At 47.4% G+C, this 18,671-nt stretch carries 21 protein-coding genes; all 21 read right to left on the bottom strand.

What is annotated here, in order from left to right; translation table 11 throughout:
• Positions 1-2: 2 nt before the first annotated feature.
• Positions 3-872: a sporulation protein YpjB gene (locus AC4G47_RS11040; protein ID WP_458123075.1), complete on the bottom strand. Its 870-nt coding sequence runs from the start codon at positions 870-872 to the stop codon at positions 3-5.
• Positions 873-938: 66 nt separating this feature from the next.
• Positions 939-1,565 carry a DUF1405 domain-containing protein gene (locus AC4G47_RS11035; RefSeq protein ID WP_491106010.1) on the bottom strand — a complete coding sequence of 209 codons (627 nt, stop codon included), beginning with the start codon at positions 1,563-1,565 and terminating at the stop codon, positions 939-941.
• A 109-nt stretch (positions 1,566-1,674) separates the two neighbouring features.
• Positions 1,675-2,559: a c-type cytochrome gene (locus AC4G47_RS11030; protein WP_491106009.1), complete on the bottom strand. Its 885-nt coding sequence runs from the start codon at positions 2,557-2,559 to the stop codon at positions 1,675-1,677.
• Between the two features lie 21 nt (positions 2,560-2,580).
• Positions 2,581-3,252, bottom strand: a complete 672-nt coding sequence (gene qcrB, locus AC4G47_RS11025) for a menaquinol-cytochrome c reductase cytochrome b subunit (RefSeq protein ID WP_017687726.1) — start codon at positions 3,250-3,252, stop codon at positions 2,581-2,583.
• Between the two features lie 15 nt (positions 3,253-3,267).
• Positions 3,268-3,810 (bottom strand): QcrA and Rieske domain-containing protein, encoded by a 543-nt coding sequence (locus tag AC4G47_RS11020; protein ID WP_145322451.1) that lies wholly within the window; start codon positions 3,808-3,810, stop codon positions 3,268-3,270.
• 193 nt (positions 3,811-4,003) lie between these two features.
• Positions 4,004-4,426: a DUF2487 family protein gene (locus AC4G47_RS11015; RefSeq protein ID WP_491106008.1), complete on the bottom strand. Its 423-nt coding sequence runs from the start codon at positions 4,424-4,426 to the stop codon at positions 4,004-4,006.
• 152 nt (positions 4,427-4,578) lie between these two features.
• Positions 4,579-4,758, bottom strand: a complete 180-nt coding sequence (locus AC4G47_RS11010) for an IDEAL domain-containing protein (RefSeq protein ID WP_017687723.1) — start codon at positions 4,756-4,758, stop codon at positions 4,579-4,581.
• A 23-nt stretch (positions 4,759-4,781) separates the two neighbouring features.
• Complete coding sequence (locus AC4G47_RS11005; RefSeq protein WP_491106007.1) at positions 4,782-5,288, bottom strand: gamma carbonic anhydrase family protein; 507 nt, start codon at positions 5,286-5,288, stop codon at positions 4,782-4,784.
• 44 nt (positions 5,289-5,332) lie between these two features.
• Positions 5,333-6,451 carry a hypothetical protein gene (locus tag AC4G47_RS11000; protein ID WP_491106006.1) on the bottom strand — a complete coding sequence of 373 codons (1,119 nt, stop codon included), beginning with the start codon at positions 6,449-6,451 and terminating at the stop codon, positions 5,333-5,335.
• A gap of 234 nt (positions 6,452-6,685) precedes the next feature.
• Positions 6,686-7,285, bottom strand: coding sequence for a histidine phosphatase family protein (locus tag AC4G47_RS10995; RefSeq protein ID WP_491106005.1), 600 nt, complete (start codon positions 7,283-7,285; stop codon positions 6,686-6,688).
• Positions 7,286-7,328: 43 nt separating this feature from the next.
• Entirely contained in the window at positions 7,329-7,964 is a 636-nt protein-coding gene (locus AC4G47_RS10990) for an anti-sigma factor family protein (RefSeq protein WP_491106004.1), read from the bottom strand.
• Positions 7,961-8,554 carry an RNA polymerase sigma factor gene (locus AC4G47_RS10985; RefSeq protein WP_036607662.1) on the bottom strand — a complete coding sequence of 198 codons (594 nt, stop codon included), beginning with the start codon at positions 8,552-8,554 and terminating at the stop codon, positions 7,961-7,963. Before AC4G47_RS10985 ends, AC4G47_RS10990 begins: the two co-directional genes overlap by 4 nt.
• A gap of 730 nt (positions 8,555-9,284) precedes the next feature.
• On the bottom strand, positions 9,285-10,379 hold the full coding sequence (locus AC4G47_RS10980) for a prephenate dehydrogenase (RefSeq protein ID WP_458123082.1): 1,095 nt from the start codon (positions 10,377-10,379) through the stop codon (positions 9,285-9,287).
• 26 nt (positions 10,380-10,405) lie between these two features.
• Positions 10,406-11,506, bottom strand: coding sequence for a histidinol-phosphate transaminase (hisC, locus tag AC4G47_RS10975; protein ID WP_491106003.1), 1,101 nt, complete (start codon positions 11,504-11,506; stop codon positions 10,406-10,408).
• Between the two features lie 85 nt (positions 11,507-11,591).
• A complete protein-coding gene (gene trpA, locus AC4G47_RS10970; protein ID WP_491106002.1) occupies positions 11,592-12,398 on the bottom strand; it encodes a tryptophan synthase subunit alpha in 807 nt (268 codons plus the stop codon).
• Positions 12,395-13,594 carry a tryptophan synthase subunit beta gene (trpB, locus tag AC4G47_RS10965; protein ID WP_491106001.1) on the bottom strand — a complete coding sequence of 400 codons (1,200 nt, stop codon included), beginning with the start codon at positions 13,592-13,594 and terminating at the stop codon, positions 12,395-12,397. The genes trpA and trpB overlap by 4 nt, the downstream gene beginning before the upstream one ends.
• Positions 13,591-14,328, bottom strand: a complete 738-nt coding sequence (locus tag AC4G47_RS10960; protein ID WP_491106000.1) for a phosphoribosylanthranilate isomerase — start codon at positions 14,326-14,328, stop codon at positions 13,591-13,593. The genes trpB and AC4G47_RS10960 overlap by 4 nt, the downstream gene beginning before the upstream one ends.
• Positions 14,328-15,116 carry an indole-3-glycerol phosphate synthase TrpC gene (gene trpC / locus AC4G47_RS10955; RefSeq protein ID WP_491105999.1) on the bottom strand — a complete coding sequence of 263 codons (789 nt, stop codon included), beginning with the start codon at positions 15,114-15,116 and terminating at the stop codon, positions 14,328-14,330. The genes AC4G47_RS10960 and trpC overlap by 1 nt, the downstream gene beginning before the upstream one ends.
• Positions 15,106-16,146 (bottom strand): anthranilate phosphoribosyltransferase, encoded by a 1,041-nt coding sequence (gene trpD / locus AC4G47_RS10950; RefSeq protein WP_491106682.1) that lies wholly within the window; start codon positions 16,144-16,146, stop codon positions 15,106-15,108. Before trpD ends, trpC begins: the two co-directional genes overlap by 11 nt.
• Positions 16,147-16,215: 69 nt before the next feature.
• Positions 16,216-17,784, bottom strand: a complete 1,569-nt coding sequence (trpE, locus tag AC4G47_RS10945) for an anthranilate synthase component I (RefSeq protein ID WP_491105998.1) — start codon at positions 17,782-17,784, stop codon at positions 16,216-16,218.
• Positions 17,785-18,291: 507 nt separating this feature from the next.
• Complete coding sequence (gene aroH, locus AC4G47_RS10940; protein ID WP_458123088.1) at positions 18,292-18,669, bottom strand: chorismate mutase; 378 nt, start codon at positions 18,667-18,669, stop codon at positions 18,292-18,294.
• Positions 18,670-18,671: the final 2 nt, after the last annotated feature.

Below are 18,671 nucleotides of genomic sequence, written 5' to 3'. Positions count from 1 at the left end.
TATTAGCGCCGAAAAGGAAATATACCCTGCTGCTGTGCACGATATTTACGGTACCCAGCATAACTTAGCGTTGCCACAATGACCGAACTGATGAGCAACCCGGCTGCCCTGCGATCAGGGCCCTGTACAAACGGTACGAAGGCACTCTCATCCTTCTCCCGACCAAATAACTGGTTCACCAGTTCCTCACCATGGCCTATCATGCTTTTTAACTGATTTAAATCTGGCTGCTTTGCGGTGGTAAGCCCCTTGGTATGAGATAACCAGGCATCCATCTGAGCAATCTCATACGGTTCACGGCGAATCATTGCGGCAGGACGAATCGTCTCGTAATGCTCCTCCAGAACGGCGTAGCGGTTTGCCAGTACGGCCGCAGTTTGCCCCTGATTTGTAGCAGCAGATAAAGCATCCAGATCATTTTTCACGATTTTATAATACTGAAGCCATAAAGGCTTGGTCGGATTGGCGAGACTATCTGCTGCAAGTCTAAGTTTGGCAGAGGACTCCTGAAGAGAAGCATCATCATTTTTCACCTTCACAATGGCTTGTTTCACTTCAACTACGGTTTCGGACAAGGCATGAATGCCCTCTACTGTCGTTTGTCCCTCAAAAGAGATATGCTCCAGACTTTTACTGATGCGCAGAATGCTTCCTCGCACTTCTTCGATATTGTTCTCGAGTGCCTGACGATACAATATGGCTGCTTCCTCATTCAGTTGTGCAATTGAATTGCTTGTGGACACTTGCTGATCTGAATTCGAATTCAATCCTTTACTTTGCGCGGATACACAATATGCTAAGTTCGTCCACAGCAGCAGAGCCATGAACGATACCACCAATAAGCCAGTCTTGATCCTGAACGTTCTCTTCATGGACATCCCTCCCACCATCAATGTATGGCGGCGGGCAGTTCCTTAGAACAAGCTCAAGATCGAATATCAGGTTCGTTTCGCTTGTCTCAACGCAAGCCAGGCACACAGAATACTCACCAGCGTCAGCCCGAAAGTGAAATTACGTACGCCATCTACATGATCATAGAGAGATGCGGGTAACCAGGGGTAAATATCATATGTATAATCCATCGTATCGTTCAACAGCGTCCAAAGACCTGCAACAACAAGGGCTGCCCAGCGGAAGCCGAAAAACCGCACATATATAAGAGCTTCAATTGCCATCGCACTATGCGAAGCAATCAACATCCAGTCTTGCCAGTGCTGTGTACCGCCTTGCATCCAGCCAGCGAAAATAATGGATGTGGCCCACACGCCATATTTCACAGATGTGACCACGGCAAGCGCCTGAATCACATGTCCAATCCGTTTGATCATGATGGACCTTGGTGGGTACAGGATCCATAGCAACGCTAAGGTGAAAAACAAACTCGCCGTTGGGCTATCCGGCACAAATACGATCTGCCACAATGGCTGCTCGGCCAGCGTCATTTTCATTTGATCACCGTACCAGATGTAACCGTATACCGTTCCTACCGCATTACACCAAAACAAAAGCCACAGGAAATAACGATTCGTTAGAAATTCCCTACTCCAGAAAAACGATAAAGCCACGTTCCCTGCCCCTTCCTTCTTCACATGTTATGCACGATAACGTGCTGCTCAAAAACACTTCAAAAAACCTGACCGCATAAACGATCAGGTTTCATTGGTTATTTCGATTTTACTGTTCTGCTTTCTGTTTCGCAAGCCATTCGGCCAGATGATTAATTTCTTCATCCGTAACACCTTGTGCGATGGCATTATTGTACTGAGGCTGCATCTCGTTGTAGCCTTCTTTGATAATAGTGAGAATCTCTTCCTGACTGTGCTTGTCACCCACACCCCGAAGTGAAGGTCCACTTGCGCCCTTCATATCAGCCGCATGGCAACCAATACAGCCGGCCTTCTTGTACGTTTCCATTGCAGGGTCATCCTGCTCCACGATGGCCACTTCCTGTTGCTGTCCAGGTGCATTGGAAATTGGTGGAAGCCCCTGTTCATGCCTCTCCAGCGCTTCTTCTTCACGTTGAATATGTTCAGGTTTCTGTCCTGTCGCTTCAAGCTCATGCTTGTAGTGCGTCCATGCCACGTTTGTCAGGTAAAATACTGCAATGACCGATAGTATCATCAACGATGAAGCAATAGGACGTTTATAGAAACGTCGCTCCTTGCCTGTGTCCAGGAACGGTGCAAGCAGTAAAGCTCCGAAAGCAACTCCACTGACTCCCAGTACCCCGAGCAGGACGTAATCGCCTGATGCATATGGATACTTCAGATACTGATACAGAAAAAGGAAGTACCAGTCCGGCATGGGAATAACGGATGCGCTCGGATTGGCCGGATATCCCAAAGGTGCAGGTTCTGAGATCGTGAGAACCAAAATCCCTACCAATACAACGACACCAACCATCCATTCTTTCAGCAGGAAGTTGGGAATAAAGGCTTCTGATTTGCCGGGATACGCCGTGTAATCAGGAGGGGTAATAAAACCCGCCCCTTTACGGACGCGTGAATCACCGACAAAGATAACCTTTTCCTCATCATCCTTCTTATGTCCGTGAGCCATTGCGATTCCTCCCTTCTCAGTTTATAGTGGTCCCGAAATGCCCTGTCTGCGGATCATGATAAAGTGTCCGACCAGAAGCACCAGAAGCACAGCGGGGAGGAAGAATACGTGCAGGGCAAAGAATCGGGTTAGTGTCTGTGCACCAACAATCGTACCGCCTTGCAGGAATTCTTTGATAATTGGTCCCAGCCAAGGAACCGTGTTGGCAATCTCCAGTGTTACTTTTGTTGCAAAATAGGCTTTGTTATCCCATGGTAGCAAGTACCCTGTGAGCCCCAGGCCCAACATGACGAAAAAGATCAGCATGCCGACAACCCAGTTCATTTCTCGCGGTGCCTTGTAAGAGCCTGTAAAGAACACACGCATCGTATGTAAGAACATCATTACGATAACCAGACTGGCTCCCCAGTGGTGCATGCCGCGAACAATTTGGCCGAAGGCTACTTTGGTCTGCAGATACTCCACACTTGCGTAAGCATTGATAATATCAGGTACGTAATACATGGTCAGGAACATGCCTGACAGAATCTGAATAACAGTAATAAAGAACGTCAATCCACCAAAGCAGTACACGAATGCGGAAAAGTGATGAGCCGGATTTACATGCTCTGGAACTTCATGATCCGCAACGTCCCGCCAGATTGGCGTGATGTCGAGACGCTCGTCAATCCAGTCATAGACATTTTTAAACATCTGCGTTCACGCCTCCTAATTCACTCGGGTGTTCGGAACAATGTCGCCCAGATATACCCAACCCTGCTCTTCCTTAACTACGTACTCATCCAGCGGTTTGGGGGCTACGGCAAGATTCTTCCCTTCCTTGTCATAGTGCGCGCCATGGCAGGGGCAATGATACTCGTCAGGATAACTTTTGTCACTATTCCAGCCCACTGTACATCCCAGATGTTTACAGATAGGTGAGAGCGCATAAATTTTACCCTGCTCATCTTTGCGAATCCAGGCCACCAACGATGCATTACTCAGATACCAACCATCCTGTTGTTGAAGTTCAAAGGTGAATTCTTGAGGTTCATTCGTAATTTTGCTGATTTCAGCTACTTTGACAGAGGTGCCTTCTCCCTTATGCTGCAAAATCGGGTCCACCGCAAAACGGACCATGGGAAGAATTGCACCGGCGGCCATGTAGGCTGTAGCTCCACCAAGCGTGTACGTCAAAAACTGCCTGCGTGACATCTCCATGCGGCTTGGCAATTTCATCGAAGCTTCGTGCTGGTCATGCTCACTGCTCATACTGTCTCCAACCCCCTTTTTCAGCCAACTCTCTCAAACGTTTTCATTTTCATAAATTCCACGACTTACTAGAACATACATAATCATATAGTAGCCCTAGAACACCGTCAAGAATTTGTCACACATTTTTAAGGTTCAATTGTAAGCGTTATTAAAAAAGTGTTGTAAAATTGTCACATTTGTCACATAAAACTCATTTTTTCCACAACTCTCGTATTTTCTCCCCGACATATCTCGCAATCCCCTCTTCTTCGATCTCACGAGTTAACGTTAACCGGCTCAAAACCAAATCAGCAGATGGAATTTCAGCATCTTCAAACTGACCATCAGATGACATAATAATCACATATTTGAATCCTGAAGATTTAAGCTGGGCGGACAAGGAATTTAATGTCATTGACATTTCCGAATTAGCATAATGAAAGGCTGGATATGTCATGATTCTCCCTTTGAAAGGAATTTCGACCAGATCCAGAAAATCTCTCAGCCGCTCCAGTGCCTCGGTAGCTTCAACTGGCGACTGGTCACCGGTAAGAGCTGTGTATGGAATAAGGCATGTATCCAGATAGAGTTGCAGTTCAGCCCAGCTGTCTTGAGTCATCTCACTGAATTTCAATTCCCTATATCCCCTTTCTATCCATTTTATTCCCATATTATATATGAGCATATCTTATAAATCCAGACAATCATTTTGGAATTACACATATCAAAAAAGGGAATACGCATCTGCGCATTCCCTTTTATCTCAGAAAAGACGTATTTAGCCCATCAGTTTATGGTCCTCAGTTCATCCGTCAGACTCCGGAAAGCTACTTCGTCTCCGGTAGCTAACGCTTTATCGATTTCCAAATAGAGCTTCTCGCTACGCTGTTTGCGAAGCGCTTCGTCCCACACCATCTCAGCTGCTAGCCCCAACATGACTTCATACGTAACTTTCATTTTATCCAATAGGATGCACCTCCAAAACGGATTTAAGAGCTCCTATATTCTTTCCCTTTGGTAACATAACCCAGTGAAGTTCTGGACATCCGCTCCAAATCAGCATCAGTCAGCTCACGTATCACTTTGGCAGGTGTCCCCAAAGCAAGAGTATAGGGCGGAATTTTACTATTTTCAGTAACTACAGAACCGGCCCCAATCATCGTATATTCGCCAATGTCGGCTCCATTCAGCAGAATGGCTCCCATGCCAATCAATGACCCTGTTCCAATACAACAGCCATGAATGATCGCTGAGTGTCCTACCGAAACATCGTCTCCCAAGATCAAAGGTTGGTCTGTGTTGACATGCCCAACAGCATTATCTTGAATATTACAGCGCTTCCCAATGATTATAGGAGCCAAATCAGCCCGTAGGACTGCATTGAACCAAACGGAAGACTCTTCTCCCATTCTCAAATCACCGATCAGTTTTGCACCTTCAGCTATGTATACCGAAGGATGTAACTGAGGTTGTATACCTTTGTATGGAATTATCATTCATATCACTCCTTAATTTGGGAGTGATTTTAGCAACTTGTCCTTCACTTGTCAAACATAATGGGTGTCGTGTCTCCTGAGATGGAGCGACAGGATGCAGCAAGACGCGTACCCCAAGCTGTCATCTGAACAGTCCGGCCTTCTTCGTGTTCCCCAATACGGACCATGCCAAGATGCAACATCATTTTAATTATTCTGTTATCATAGATTGCCTCGGCCGTATCATAATAGAACGGCTGAATGAATGGACCGATCTGTCGAAACAGCGACTCTGCGGTTGACCATTCAGATGCACATTCGCCTGTCCAATACACAATAGAGGGCAGATTTGGAATAGCGCCTTTATACAATCTTAACCAAAATCTAAATAGCTGTATCATTTCAGCTGTTTTCTCAGTCCCCAGCTTGTCTTCTCCAGCTGGCGATAACCTCAGTGTACCTTGCTCTTCGCGAACCAGCCGATGGTGAAATGCATAGTCGTAGAGAAGGGCAAAACGATCCGGATAATCCTTGAACGAACGGCCATATCCGAATCTCCAACCGGCCTTGCCTACCAATTCCTCACTGATGTGCAGATGCTCCATAATCTGCTGTTGAGAGCGGCGATACATCATACCTTCAGCGTTAAGGGCAATTTCATGCTGCTGAACAAACTGCAGGAACAACTTGAGATCATCCGCCAAGAGATGATACTCATCCCGATACATGGGTGGTTCCGTTGTTTTCGTAATCCCTGTTCGCAAATGAGTGGATAGGACATCCCTGAATCTTAATTTCAGATCCTGAGGTACCTGATACAGATATCTGGTCTGCTGCGTCGTCCCATTGAACAACCATCCACTTTTATTGAAGCGGACGATAAGATCACGTGGACTTGCTCCAGCCTCACTCTCCTTTTTATCCATCGATTGACGAGCTATGGCAACGAGTTCTTCCATACCATAGTACTGGCGAGGATCAAACAACAAGTTGTTCAAGAAGCGCTGATCTGCTTGATTCAGTTGACGTACCTGCTGCTCAAAAAAGGGTCTGCTGCCCAATGTGGTGAGAATACTCTGGATGAGTTCATGTTTGGAGTTGGGCTTGCATTCACATTGGTAATAGTCTGCTATTCGATTAAGCTGGCCAATATCGGCAAAAGTAAGCATATCCGCTAGATTCATGGGTCCATCGCCTCGCCCGTTAACTACTTCGGCTGCTGATTCGGGGCCTGAAATAGTTTGGTTTTGTAAACATCGTTGACGGAATTCCCACAATCTAAACCTCTTTTTGGAAATCTTTTATGTTTTAAAATCATACTATGCCTCAAGTTGGTCAATCAGAAGAAAAATGAGAGGTTTGAAATCATATAAAGCCTTTCTTTCCCCATAAAACGCAAAAAAACAACCCAAGTTGGATTACTCAGGTTGTTTCGCTGTGTCCAGAGACAGATGTCGTGTACAATTATATAACAGCGGACTCCAGTCATCACGTTCCTTCTCCAGGATCGTTAGTGACAGATTTCCAATCCGTTCTGTATACCGATCTTTATACAAGGCCGTTAACAGGTTGGCCAGAAAAGCTCCATGAGTGACTATAAGCACGTTTTGATCTGGATAGGCAGACCATAGATCATCCAGAAATGCCAGTGCACGAATCTGGATATCCGCAATCTGCTCCTGTCCCAAATCAAGCGTCTCCCAGGTTTGGCCCCAGCGGGCAACTCGCTCCTCTGAAGTCAGACCTTCAATCTGACCAAAAGCCCTTTCTTTCAACCGTGCGTCCGGTTCAAGCAAAGGTACATTCAACAGTGTGGAGATAATCTCCCCTGTTTCCTGTGCCCGCGATAATCCACTTGTGATGATATAGTCCCATTGGTATTCTTCCGTCAGCAGACGTCTTCCCAGGCGTTCTGCCTGTTCACGACCTTCTCCATTCAAAGGTATATCAGTCTGCCCTTGGATACGGCCCGCCGCATTCCAGTCTGTAAGACCGTGACGAATAAGCCCGATTCGCACTTACATCCCTCATTTCTCCACACGGCGAACGAAAGGTTACTACCTATGCACGCGCACCTTGTTTTCGTTTATTCGTTGTTCGATGCATACGTCCAAGAGAGAATAAAGCCATCCCTATTGCTAGTAAAGACAGGGCCATCCAATACTGAGGATAAGCAGGTCCCATGCTCACAACAAAAGGTTCAATGATGCTTCCTCTGTCCGCTCCAGTCATGTTGTACTGATACAATCCAGATGACGACGGTCCGCTTCCGGCAACCCCTGTCTCCAGAATACCTGTAGCAACAACCTTGGTATGCTCAGCTTCTGATACATCTGGCTTAAACATTGCCATGTACAGAAAGCTGCATAAAAAAATAGCCAGGAACGCGGCAATCCACAAAGACATATGCTTGCGAATCACAGCAGAGAAACGATTAACCTTTGCCTCTTCCGGCAGTAGCCATGGAGACTCCGCGTAGATCCGGTCCATAACATTACGGTTTACTCTCTCTGCCTGTTGTTCTGTCACTGGAACCGGAATGCTGTGCAGCAAGATCTGAGCTTCTTCCCAGACCTCAAACTGCTCGGAGCACTCTTCACAACCAGCGAGATGAGCATGAAATGCAATCCGCTGAGGATGAGTTTCCGGCAAGTCCCAGACCAGTGCAAACAGTTCCTGGGCATCATTGCAATTCATCGGTTCTTCATCCCTTCATATGGCTCGTACACCGGTTCGAAGAAATAAGGTTCCAATTGAGTTTTCACGCTTGATCTTGCTCTGAATAATAGCGATTTCACAGAACTGACGCTCTGCCCAAGAATATTGGCAATCTCTTGGTAGTCTAGTTGATCATACTCACGGAGTATAATCGCAGAACGCTGCTTCTCCGGCAAATTGTTAATCGCATCCCTAACCAGCATCACCCGCTCGCTGCGTAGTACAGCATACTCCGGTGTATTCTCCGAAGGAGCAACGGGCACAATCCCGCTCTCTTCAAGTGGGACATTTCCGCTGCGCTGTTTGCGAAGCTCACTCAGTACCGTATTTCTCGCAATGGTGTATAACCAGGTTGAGAATGAGGCATCCACCTCACGGAAAGAGTGCAGACTGCGGAACGCCTTATAGAAAGTCTCAGAACAGAGATCTTCCGCAAGCAGCTCCATATTGGAACTTTTCAACATATGATATACGAAAGCCAGTATTTTACGCTGATAACGACTCATCAGCTCGGAATATAACTCCAGGTTACCTTCCTTGATCTCTCGAATCAACTGGGAATCCGTCATTTGAGTGCGACCCCTCCTCGCCCATCCATGTGCTTCTCCCCGTTCGACTCTATCCATGTATTACCGAACAGGCACAAAAAAGTTGCGGTTCTCACCGCATATAAACAGCGTTCAGCACCATAACTGGCCTTCCCGCCAAATTCCCCTATGTAATGGCAATTTCCCCAACGTTTCTACATTAACAGTATTTATTGTACAACGGTCTGCATCATCCTGGCAAATCCATTGCTATCCACAGTAACCCGACCTGTCATTCATATGCAGTGTTTTTCACGTTCATGACTTCATTTTGGGCCTTTTTGGTAAGCCTTGCTTATATAGACGAACGAAATTCTGAAAAGGTTACAAAAATGTGATATTTTTTTGATCTAAGGTATCCTAACAGATTAAGGAGGGTGATGTAAATAGAGGATGTAAGTATATGTGTAAATATCAACATATAAAACCCTTTCAAATACCTTTTTAAGACAAAAAAAAGACCGCTTACATAAGCGGCCATTGCTCACGTGGAGCAATACAGTTATTGGATAGGAGTGGAGAGAAACCATACTGTACCCTTATTATATGTATACGTTTTCATTTTGTCAACACTTTAAGTAAAATTGTTTGAATTCATTATAGCTTTCGGAAATTCAGGATAATAACTCCTTTTTTTTGTGGACAAGAATCAAATGAGCAACTCCAATAAAACTTCACAAAAAAGAGGGCTTTCGCCCCCTATCTCGTCGTCTTATATCCACACCTGATATCCCAAGGAATCCAGCAACGTCTTCGCTCGTTCCATATCCTCTTCCTGACGGAAGGACAGACGCATGATCCCCGGCACATCCACCCGGTTCTCGATAATCTCCAAGTTGCTCAGGTTGATGTCATTCGCACCAAGCTCGGTTGCAATTTTACCGATCATACCAGGTGCATCCTGAACATCGGTGTACAGATCAAATAACGGCGAAATCATGCCTTTACGTCGCTCTGGCAATATACTCCGGAACTCGCGGGCCTGACGGAATGCATCCTCGATCCCTTCACCATTCTGATGCTCCAGCATATCTGTGAAGGCCGTCATTTGGCTATTCCAGTCCTTGAGCAAGCCCAGCAATACATCCCGGTTGCTAAGCAAGATATCTCTCCATACAATGGCGTCACTGGACGCAATCCGGGTAATGTCCCGGAAACCACCTGCTGCCAGCATTTTATATAGCGGATTCGATTCATTATATTGACGCACCTGATTTACCAACGCAACAGCAATAACATGTGGCAGATGACTAATGGCCCCTACAATATCATCGTGAAGCAATGGCTCCACACGCACGATCTGTGCCCGCGTATACGCAAGTAGCTCCGACAACCTGCTGTACGCTTCCTCAGGCACATGTGCTGATGGGGTCAAGACATAGTATGCATTCTCAAACAACACGGCTGAGGCAGCATCGACGCCTGCACGCTCCGAACCTGCCATCGGATGACCACCAATGAAGTAAGCGTCGGTCAACCGCACATGCTCGGCACAAGCGGCTATGGAAGCTTTGGTACTGCCTACGTCCGTGATAATGCATCCTTTTTTCAATGGCAGCTTGGAGAGCTGTTCGAAATAGGATTCAAGCAGACCTACGGGCACACACAAAAAAATAAAGTCGGCATCCTCTACCGCTTCTTCCAGAGAGAGCGTAGCATCATCCACTACACCGCTCGCTATGTACTTGGCCTTCAGTTCCTCCAAATGGGCGTAGCCCATCACGGATACACCTGGCTTGCCTTTGAAACAAAGCGCCAGTGAACCGCCGATGAGTCCTACACCGATCATTGCAATTTTTAGTTTCATGGGTCCTCACTCTTTCATCGCCAGTATTAAGGGCGTGCTACCGCCTTCTCAGCCAGCGTGTTCTCCAGTGCCGTGACAAATGCACGATTCTGTTCTGATGTTCCGACGGACACACGAATGTATGTTGGGTATACGTGGAATCCTGGGCGAACGATAATGCCTTGTTTGAGCAAGGATTGGAACGCCGTTGCCGAAGGCATATTCAGATCAACCATAATAAAGTTACCCTGCGAAGGGAAATACGACAATCCCAACCGCGTAAATTCATTTTGCAGAAAATCCCGATCCGCTGCATTCCGCTTCGAGCACTCTTGAACAAACTCCTGATCCAGTAGTGCAGCCGTTGCTGCAACCTGTCCAAAACGCGAGGTGTTAAACGGCTCACGTACACGGTTAATCAAATCAATAATCTCGGGACGTGCAATGCCGTACCCGATCCGGAGCGAAGCCAAACCATAAATTTTGGAAAATGTCCGCAGAATGACCAAGTTCGGGTACCGCTCGATCAATGGCACACTTTGCGGATATGCTTCATCTGTTACGAATTCATAGTACGCTTCGTCCAGTATGACCATCACATGAGCAGGCACGCGATCCATAAATGCGATAAGTTCCTGTTCGGAAATAATCGTTCCTGTAGGGTTATTTGGGTTACATACCCATACCGCTTTGGTCTTGTCATTGATTTGTGCGAGCATGGCGCTCAGATCATGCGTTCCATCCTTCAGAGGCACTTCAATGGTAACGGCACCCTCAATATCTGCATTGCTTTTGTATACGGAGAATGTCTGATCAGCCATAATGGTTTCATCTCCGGGTAAGAAGAAAGCTCTCGTGATCAAAGCAATAATCTCATCGGAACCACAACCAAATATCAGATTGTTCCGTTCCACACCAAGATGCTTGGCAAGAACACCTGTCAGCTCAGCTGAGCTACCGTCAGGGTATATACTTATGTTAGTCATTTCTCTCGTAATGGCTTCCAGAGCGGCAGGAGAACTGCCGTATGGGTTTTCGTTGGAGGCCAGCTTGATGACTTGTTCAAGCCCCAGTTCACGTTTCACTTCTTCAATCGGTTTGCCCGGCTGGTACACAGGCAGATTGACAATCTGGGATTTCGGTTTCAACCCGACCGCCTCCTGTTATTGAAATAATGTTGGATACGAATCAGCGTGTACTGCACGTGTCCAAAGATGTACTTTCAGGACATCCCTATCCTTTTAATTGTGCCACAAAGTTGCGAATTTGCAACAGTCCCGCTTCACGCGTATCGGGATTTCCAAGCAAAGGAATCGCGTCTTCCACCTGACGAACGATAGCACTTCCTACAACAACACCATCGCAGATGCGGGAGAAATGCTCCACTTGCTCATGACTAGAGATACCGAATCCTACCGCCACCGGCAGGTCTGTCAGACTTTTCACCGTCTCGATGAAGCTTTCTACACCATCAAAGAAAGAAGCCCTCTCTCCGGTTACACCAAGGGAAGAAACGCAATAGATAAATCCGCTCGCTCCCGTCACAATCCGCTCAATCCGTTCATTAGACGTAGGTGCAACGAGCGGAACCAGATGTACACCGGCACGATGTGCACGCTCACGCATCTCTTCCGCTTCCTCAATTGGCAGATCCGGAATGATCATGCCGCTAATATCGTGTTTGATCAACTCTTCAAAGAACACATCCAGTCCAGTCTGCAACACCGGATTATAATAGGTGAACAGCACAAAAGGCAGTTTCACACCTGCCTCACGAGCTTTTGCAGCTGTTTCCATGACAGTACGAATGGTAACCCGGCTCTTCAATGCCCGTTCGGAAGCACGCTGAATGACGGGTCCATCCGCAAGCGGATCAGAATACGGAACACCCAGTTCCAAAATATCTGCTCCGGCATGCTCAAGCTCCTTGATGATATCGATCGTTGTCTCCACATCCGGGTCTCCAACGGTTAGAAAGGGGATAAGTGCCGTGCGATTCTGTTCCTTCAATTGCTGGAAGGTCTGGTCCATCAGATTCATGCCAAGTCGCCTCCCGTGTATTTCATGATGGATTCAACATCCTTGTCTCCACGTCCCGACAGACAGATGACAACGATATCGTCCGCTGTGAGTTCAGGGGCCAATTTAACAACTTGGGCAACCGCATGTGCAGACTCCAGAGCAGGAATGATTCCTTCCGTCCGGCATAGCAATTGCAGAGCATCCAGAGCTTCCTGGTCCGTGATCGGTACATATTTCGCCCGTTCAATATCCTTCAGATAGGAATGTTCCGGACCAACACCCGGATAATCAAGCCCTGCCGAGATGGAATGTGCTTCCTGTACCTGTCCATATTCATCCTGCAACAAGTAGCTCATGGAACCCTGGAATACACCATGCGTACCTTTGCTCATTGTCGCCGCATGATACTCGGTATCCACCCCTTTGCCTGCGGCCTCAACGCCAACAAGCTTCACATCCTGATCACCGATAAAAGGATAGAACATACCGATTGCATTACTACCGCCACCGACAGCGGCTACAATCACATCTGGCAAACGTCCTTCGATCTCTTGAATCTGACGACGGGTCTCATCACCGATCACACGCTGGAAATTCCGAACCATCATCGGATAAGGATGGGGACCAACAACTGATCCGAGGACATAGAACGTATCCTCCACATTGCTGACCCAATAACGAAGTGCTTCATTACCTGCATCCTTCAATGTACGTGTTCCAGACGTAACCGGAATCACTTCTGCTCCAAGCAGCTTCATCCGAAATACGTTTAACTGCTGTCGCTGTGTATCCTCTTCGCCCATAAATACTTTGCATTCCAGTCCGAGCAATGCAGCTACTGTCGCCGTTGCAACGCCATGCTGGCCTGCTCCCGTTTCGGCAATCACTTTCTTTTTGCCCATACGTTTGGCAAGCAAACCCTGTCCAATGGCGTTATTAATTTTGTGTGCACCTGTATGGTTCAGATCTTCACGTTTCAGATAAATTTTAGGTCCGCCCAAGCGACGAGATAATTGCTCTGCATGGTACAATGGCGTTTCACGTCCAGAATACTCGCTTAGCAGATAGTTCAGTTCCTTGTTAAATTCCTCGTCTTCCGAGAAGTGGCCATAGGCTTCCTCTAGTTCAATGAGTGCGTTCATTAGTGTCTCGGGTACAAAGCGGCCTCCGAAGGGACCGAAACGCCCGTGTTGATCCGGCAATTGATGTGTCATGCCTGCTTCACCCTTTCTACGAATGCTGTAATTTTGGCGATATCTTTCACACCTTCAGTCTCCACGCCGCTGGATACATCGACGCCGAAAGGTGCATATGTCTGTATTAGTTGTTGTACATTGTCCGGGTGCAAACCTCCTGCAACGAACATCCCCGTGCCGTGACTTTTCGCCCATTCGGCATAGGCAGGAATACGTTCCCAGGCGAAGGTTTTGCCGGAGCCTCCTCCATACTGAGGATCATAGGTATCGAGCAATATCGCATCCACGAATTTATCGTAAGCATCAAGAGCCATTATGGCTGTATCATCAGCTTCCGAACCCGTTTCAACTTTTGGAAAAGAAATAGCTTTGAACACCTCGGCATTCCACCGCTGCTTCACCTGCTGGCAAAATTCCGCAGTCTCTTGTCCATGCAGTTGAATAACATCCAGTTGAACAACCTCCATAATGTGTTCCAGCTCTTCGAGAGTAGGATTCACAAATACACCGGCAAGCTTCGGTCGATCATAAGCAGACCATTCGAACAACACCGTTCTTAATGCAGCAGCCAGCTCAGGTTCGATTCGGCGGCGTGACTTGGCAAAAACAACACCAATGTAATCCACAGGCAAGTTTATCATCGATTTTAGCACTTCAACGTCCTGAAGTCCACATATTTTTACGGCCGCTGGCAGCGGGTTTCTCAGTTCTGACTGACTATCGCCTGTGCCATCTTGTATGGAGGTATTCATCATTTGGGTCCCATCAGATCATATACAGCTGCCTCGACATCATCCTTACGCATGAGGTGCTCCCCTACGAGAATACCGTGAACCCCTGCTTCGATTAAAGGTACTGTTGATTCTGGTCCATCAATTCCACTTTCGCTGATCAAGGTGACACCACTCGGAATCAATTCCATCAAATCCAGTGTCGTATTCAGACTGGTTTCGAATGTTTTCAAATTACGATTGTTGATGCCCACAAGGGTTGCCTGCGGAATTTCCAATACTTGCTCCAGTTCTGTCCGATCGTGGACTTCAATTAAGGCATCCAGCCCCAGACTTTTGGCGAATTCCAGATAGTGTCGAATCTGTTCCGGTGTCAGAATGCTGGCAATCAGCAGGATCGCATCTGCACCCAGCAATCTTGCCTCGGCAATCTGTCGTTCATCTATAATAAAATCCTTACGTAATAGCGGAATGTTCACCGCCTGATGGATAGCCTGCAAGTACTCATTACTTCCTTGAAAATACGACACATCTGTTAATACGGAGATGCAGTCTGCACCCGCTCGTTCATAAGCAGCAGCAATCTCTACCGGATGAAAATCCGGACGGATTAACCCTTTGGACGGCGAAGCCTTCTTCACTTCAGCAATAAGACCGAGTTTGCGATTGCGTCTGCTCGATAATGCTTGTTCAAACCCCCGGGTTGCGGGTAGTTGTTCGATTTTTTGGATAGCTTCATCCATGCGAAATGTTTGTGCCAGAACTTCAACTTCCTTATGTTTGGTTGCAACGATTCGATCAAGATACATGACTGTACGCCTCCGTTGTATGAATTAACTGCTCAAGCTTCCCGGCAGCTTTCCCCGAATCTACTGCTTCTGCGGCAAGTGTCACCCCTTCAGCAATGCTATCTGCAAGACCCGATACATAGATGCACGCTCCGGCGTTCAGCAGAACGACGTCGCGGTAGGCACTCCGCTCACCTTGGAAGATCCTCTTAATAATTTCGGCATTCTGTGCCGCATCTCCTCCAAGCACTGCTTCAAGTGGATGCAGAGACAAGCCCATATCACGTGGATCAATATCATAGGTGTGCACTTCACCATTGCGCAATTCAGATACCTGAGTCGGTGCCGAGATGCTGATTTCATCCAGACCATCATGACTGGCCACAACCAACGCTCTTTTGAGACCAAGACGATTCAGTACTTCAGCAATCATCGGCGTCCGGGAGCGATCATACAGGCCAAGCAATTGGCGATCCGCTCCGGCAGGATTGGTTAAAGGTCCGAGCATGTTGAATATTGTACGAACACCCAGCTCTTTTCTTGGTCCTGCTGCATGCCGCATGGAAGGGTGATATACCTGGGCAAAACAGAAGCAGATTCCGATATCATCGAGACACTGTCTGGCCTGCTCGCCGTTCAGATGGATATTTACACCGAGTGCCTCTAATACATCCGCGCTTCCCGCTTTGCCTGAAGCAGAACGGTTGCCATGTTTGGCGACCCGAACCGAGACGGCCGAAGCAATGATGGCGGATGCTGTGGAAATGTTGAACTTGTGAATACCCGAACCACCTGTTCCACAAGTGTCCAGCAAGCCGCTGCCATCCGTGAGAATTCGTCCGCCCTGACCACGCATGGCTTCAGCAAAACCAGTGATCTCATCCACCGTTTCCCCTTTCATCCGCAGCGCCATCAGCAAACCTCCGATTTGAGCCGGCGTAGCCTCACCTCTCATGATCGAATACATCAAATCTCGTGCTTCGGTTTGCTCCAGATGACTGCCCTCCAAAACCTTTGCCAAGCCATTCTTCATACCTTCCTCACGAGCAATCTCAGCTACGGGTGTTACTGGTTTCTCATTCATCATTGGGTTCATGTTCATTCTCCGGTCTCTCCTCTCTCAGTTCTTAGCGGCGGTTGGTGTGACAAAATAGTCTGCATTCGCCAGTCTCAACGTGCTGTCTTTGTCTTTGGCAGGAAACATTGCTTCTGCTGTCCGAATCGCCTTGAGCAGCGCTTTGGCTTTGTTAACGGTTTCCTCATATTCCTTCTCAGGCACGGAATCCCACACGATTCCCGCTCCGGCCTGTACATATGCTTTTCCTTTTTTGAAAATAATCGTACGAATCGTAATACAGGAGTCCATGTTACCCGAGAAACCGAGGTATCCGATCGCTCCTGCATAGGCACCCCGTGCCTCTTTCTCCAGTTCCGCGATAATCTCCATTGCACGCAGTTTCGGTGCACCGGATACGGTACCCGCTGGCAAACATGAGAGGAATGCATCGAAGAAATCCTTGTCGTCTCTAAGCTCGCCCGTAACGTTGGACACCATGTGCATAACGTGAGAATACCGTTCAATCTCCATGAACATGTCACACTTCACACTGCCGAAGCTGGATACGCGGCCCAGATCATTACGGCCCAAATCTACCAGCATCAAATGTTCCGCACGTTCTTTCTCATCCTGTAGCAGGTCAGCAGCAAGTGCACGATCTTCCGCTTCTGTTGCCCCCCTAGGACGTGTGCCCGCAATTGGTCGTGTCTCCACACGATTTCCGTCCACCTTGACCAGTGCCTCCGGCGAGGTGCCGACGATAATCTCATCATCCATCTTGAGATAGTACATGTAAGGCGATGGATTTAGCGTCCGAAGTACGCGATACACGTGAAGCGGAGAAACTTCCGTATCGATATGAAAGCGCTGGGATAATACCACTTGAAAAATATCACCTGCACGGATGTATTCTTTGGCTCGATCCACATTGCCGATAAACTGCTCCTTCGTAAGATTGGAGCGAATGTCCCCCAGCTCCACGTCTCCCGGAATGGAACGCGGATTCAGGTTTTCCCCGGGTCCTTGCTGCTGCAAACGTTCTGCGGCCTGCTCCAGCTTCTCCGAAGTCACTGCATACGCCTGCCGTATCTCATCATCCGTCGCTCCGTCTTTGACGTGTACATTACCGACTAACAGCATTTGCTGCTTCACATGGTCAAACACGATAATCTGGTCGCAGAACATAAAGCGAATGTCATCCATATTCAGATCATCCAGCGCGTGAGCTGGAAGCTTCTCATAATAGGACAGTAGATCGTATCCAAAGAAACCAATTGCCCCACCTGTGAATGGTGGCAGTTCATCATCTTTCGGGCTGCGGTACTTACGCAGCAATGCTTTCAGTTCTTCAATCGGTTTTCCTGGCAATTCACGGGTCTTCCCTGCTTCTTCTACAACAATCCGGCCTTTCTTCGCCGAAATCATCAGGAACGGATCTGTACCGATGAAGGAGTATCTCGCCCATTGAATACCACCCTCTACACTTTCCAGCAGGAATGCACGGTCGTTGTCAGCATAACGGCGGAATATTCGAATCGGTGTCTCCATGTCTGCCAGAATCCGTTTGACTACCGGAATCAGATTATACTCATTCGACATTTTCAGTACTTGATTAACGTTTGGCGTTATCATCAGATCACGTCCTTTCAGATTTAGGTAGAAGAAAAAGTTATATATACGAAAAAAACCTCTACCATCAGGTAGAGGTTTGGTTATAAGCTGTATTTAACAGGGTGATGCTTCATAAATAACAAGTCCCTATACTTCGCTGTCGGATTATGCACAGGTTGCTGAATGGATGCAAGTCACATCATTCAATCAGGAAAATACTTCAGTCATAACACGTCAACCACTCAGTCCAATATTTCATTAATAAGGGAGAGTTCATTGATTGTGTTTATACCAAAATATATCAAAACAAAAGATGTCCTAAGACAGACAAATTTGTTCGCCCTGTTCCTGTTACCTATTCCGTAGCACGACGTACCGTGAATCAGTTGACCGGTTTCTGTTGCCCCGGTTACCACCCACTGGACTCTGCTATATACTCCACTAGCTCAGCTGCTCTCAGCTCAATCTCTACTCTACTCAACTGGTTCTCACTATACATCATTATAACCGGTTTGACAACCCACTTGCTTAAGAACCAGAAGGTGCTGCCAGATCCGGACGTAATGCCTGTGCACCATTCAGGTACACATGATTGATTTCTTTCTGACTCTTGTTCGTATTCACATGTACCATGAAACGGATGCACTGTGCCAAGGCACCTTTAACTGGAACTTCCAGTGCACACATCAGTGGTACAAGCTCCCAGCCATCCAGTTGGCGAATAGCTTTTGCCGGGAAAGCAGCATCCAGATCTCCAGTTAACGTAATCCATACACTGCAGATATCTTCCGGTTGGATCTCATTGCGATCCACGATCTCCTGCAACAATACAGCCGTTTCTTTCAAAATCTGTTCTTCGTTGTTCTGCGTGACTGTTGTAGCCCCGCGAATTCCCCGTGTGACCATTG

Source organism: Paenibacillus sp. Negev47 (assembly GCF_058313655.1).
The sequence above is the reverse complement of the archived record's forward strand: the minus strand, read 5'-3'. Positions and strand labels throughout refer to the sequence as shown.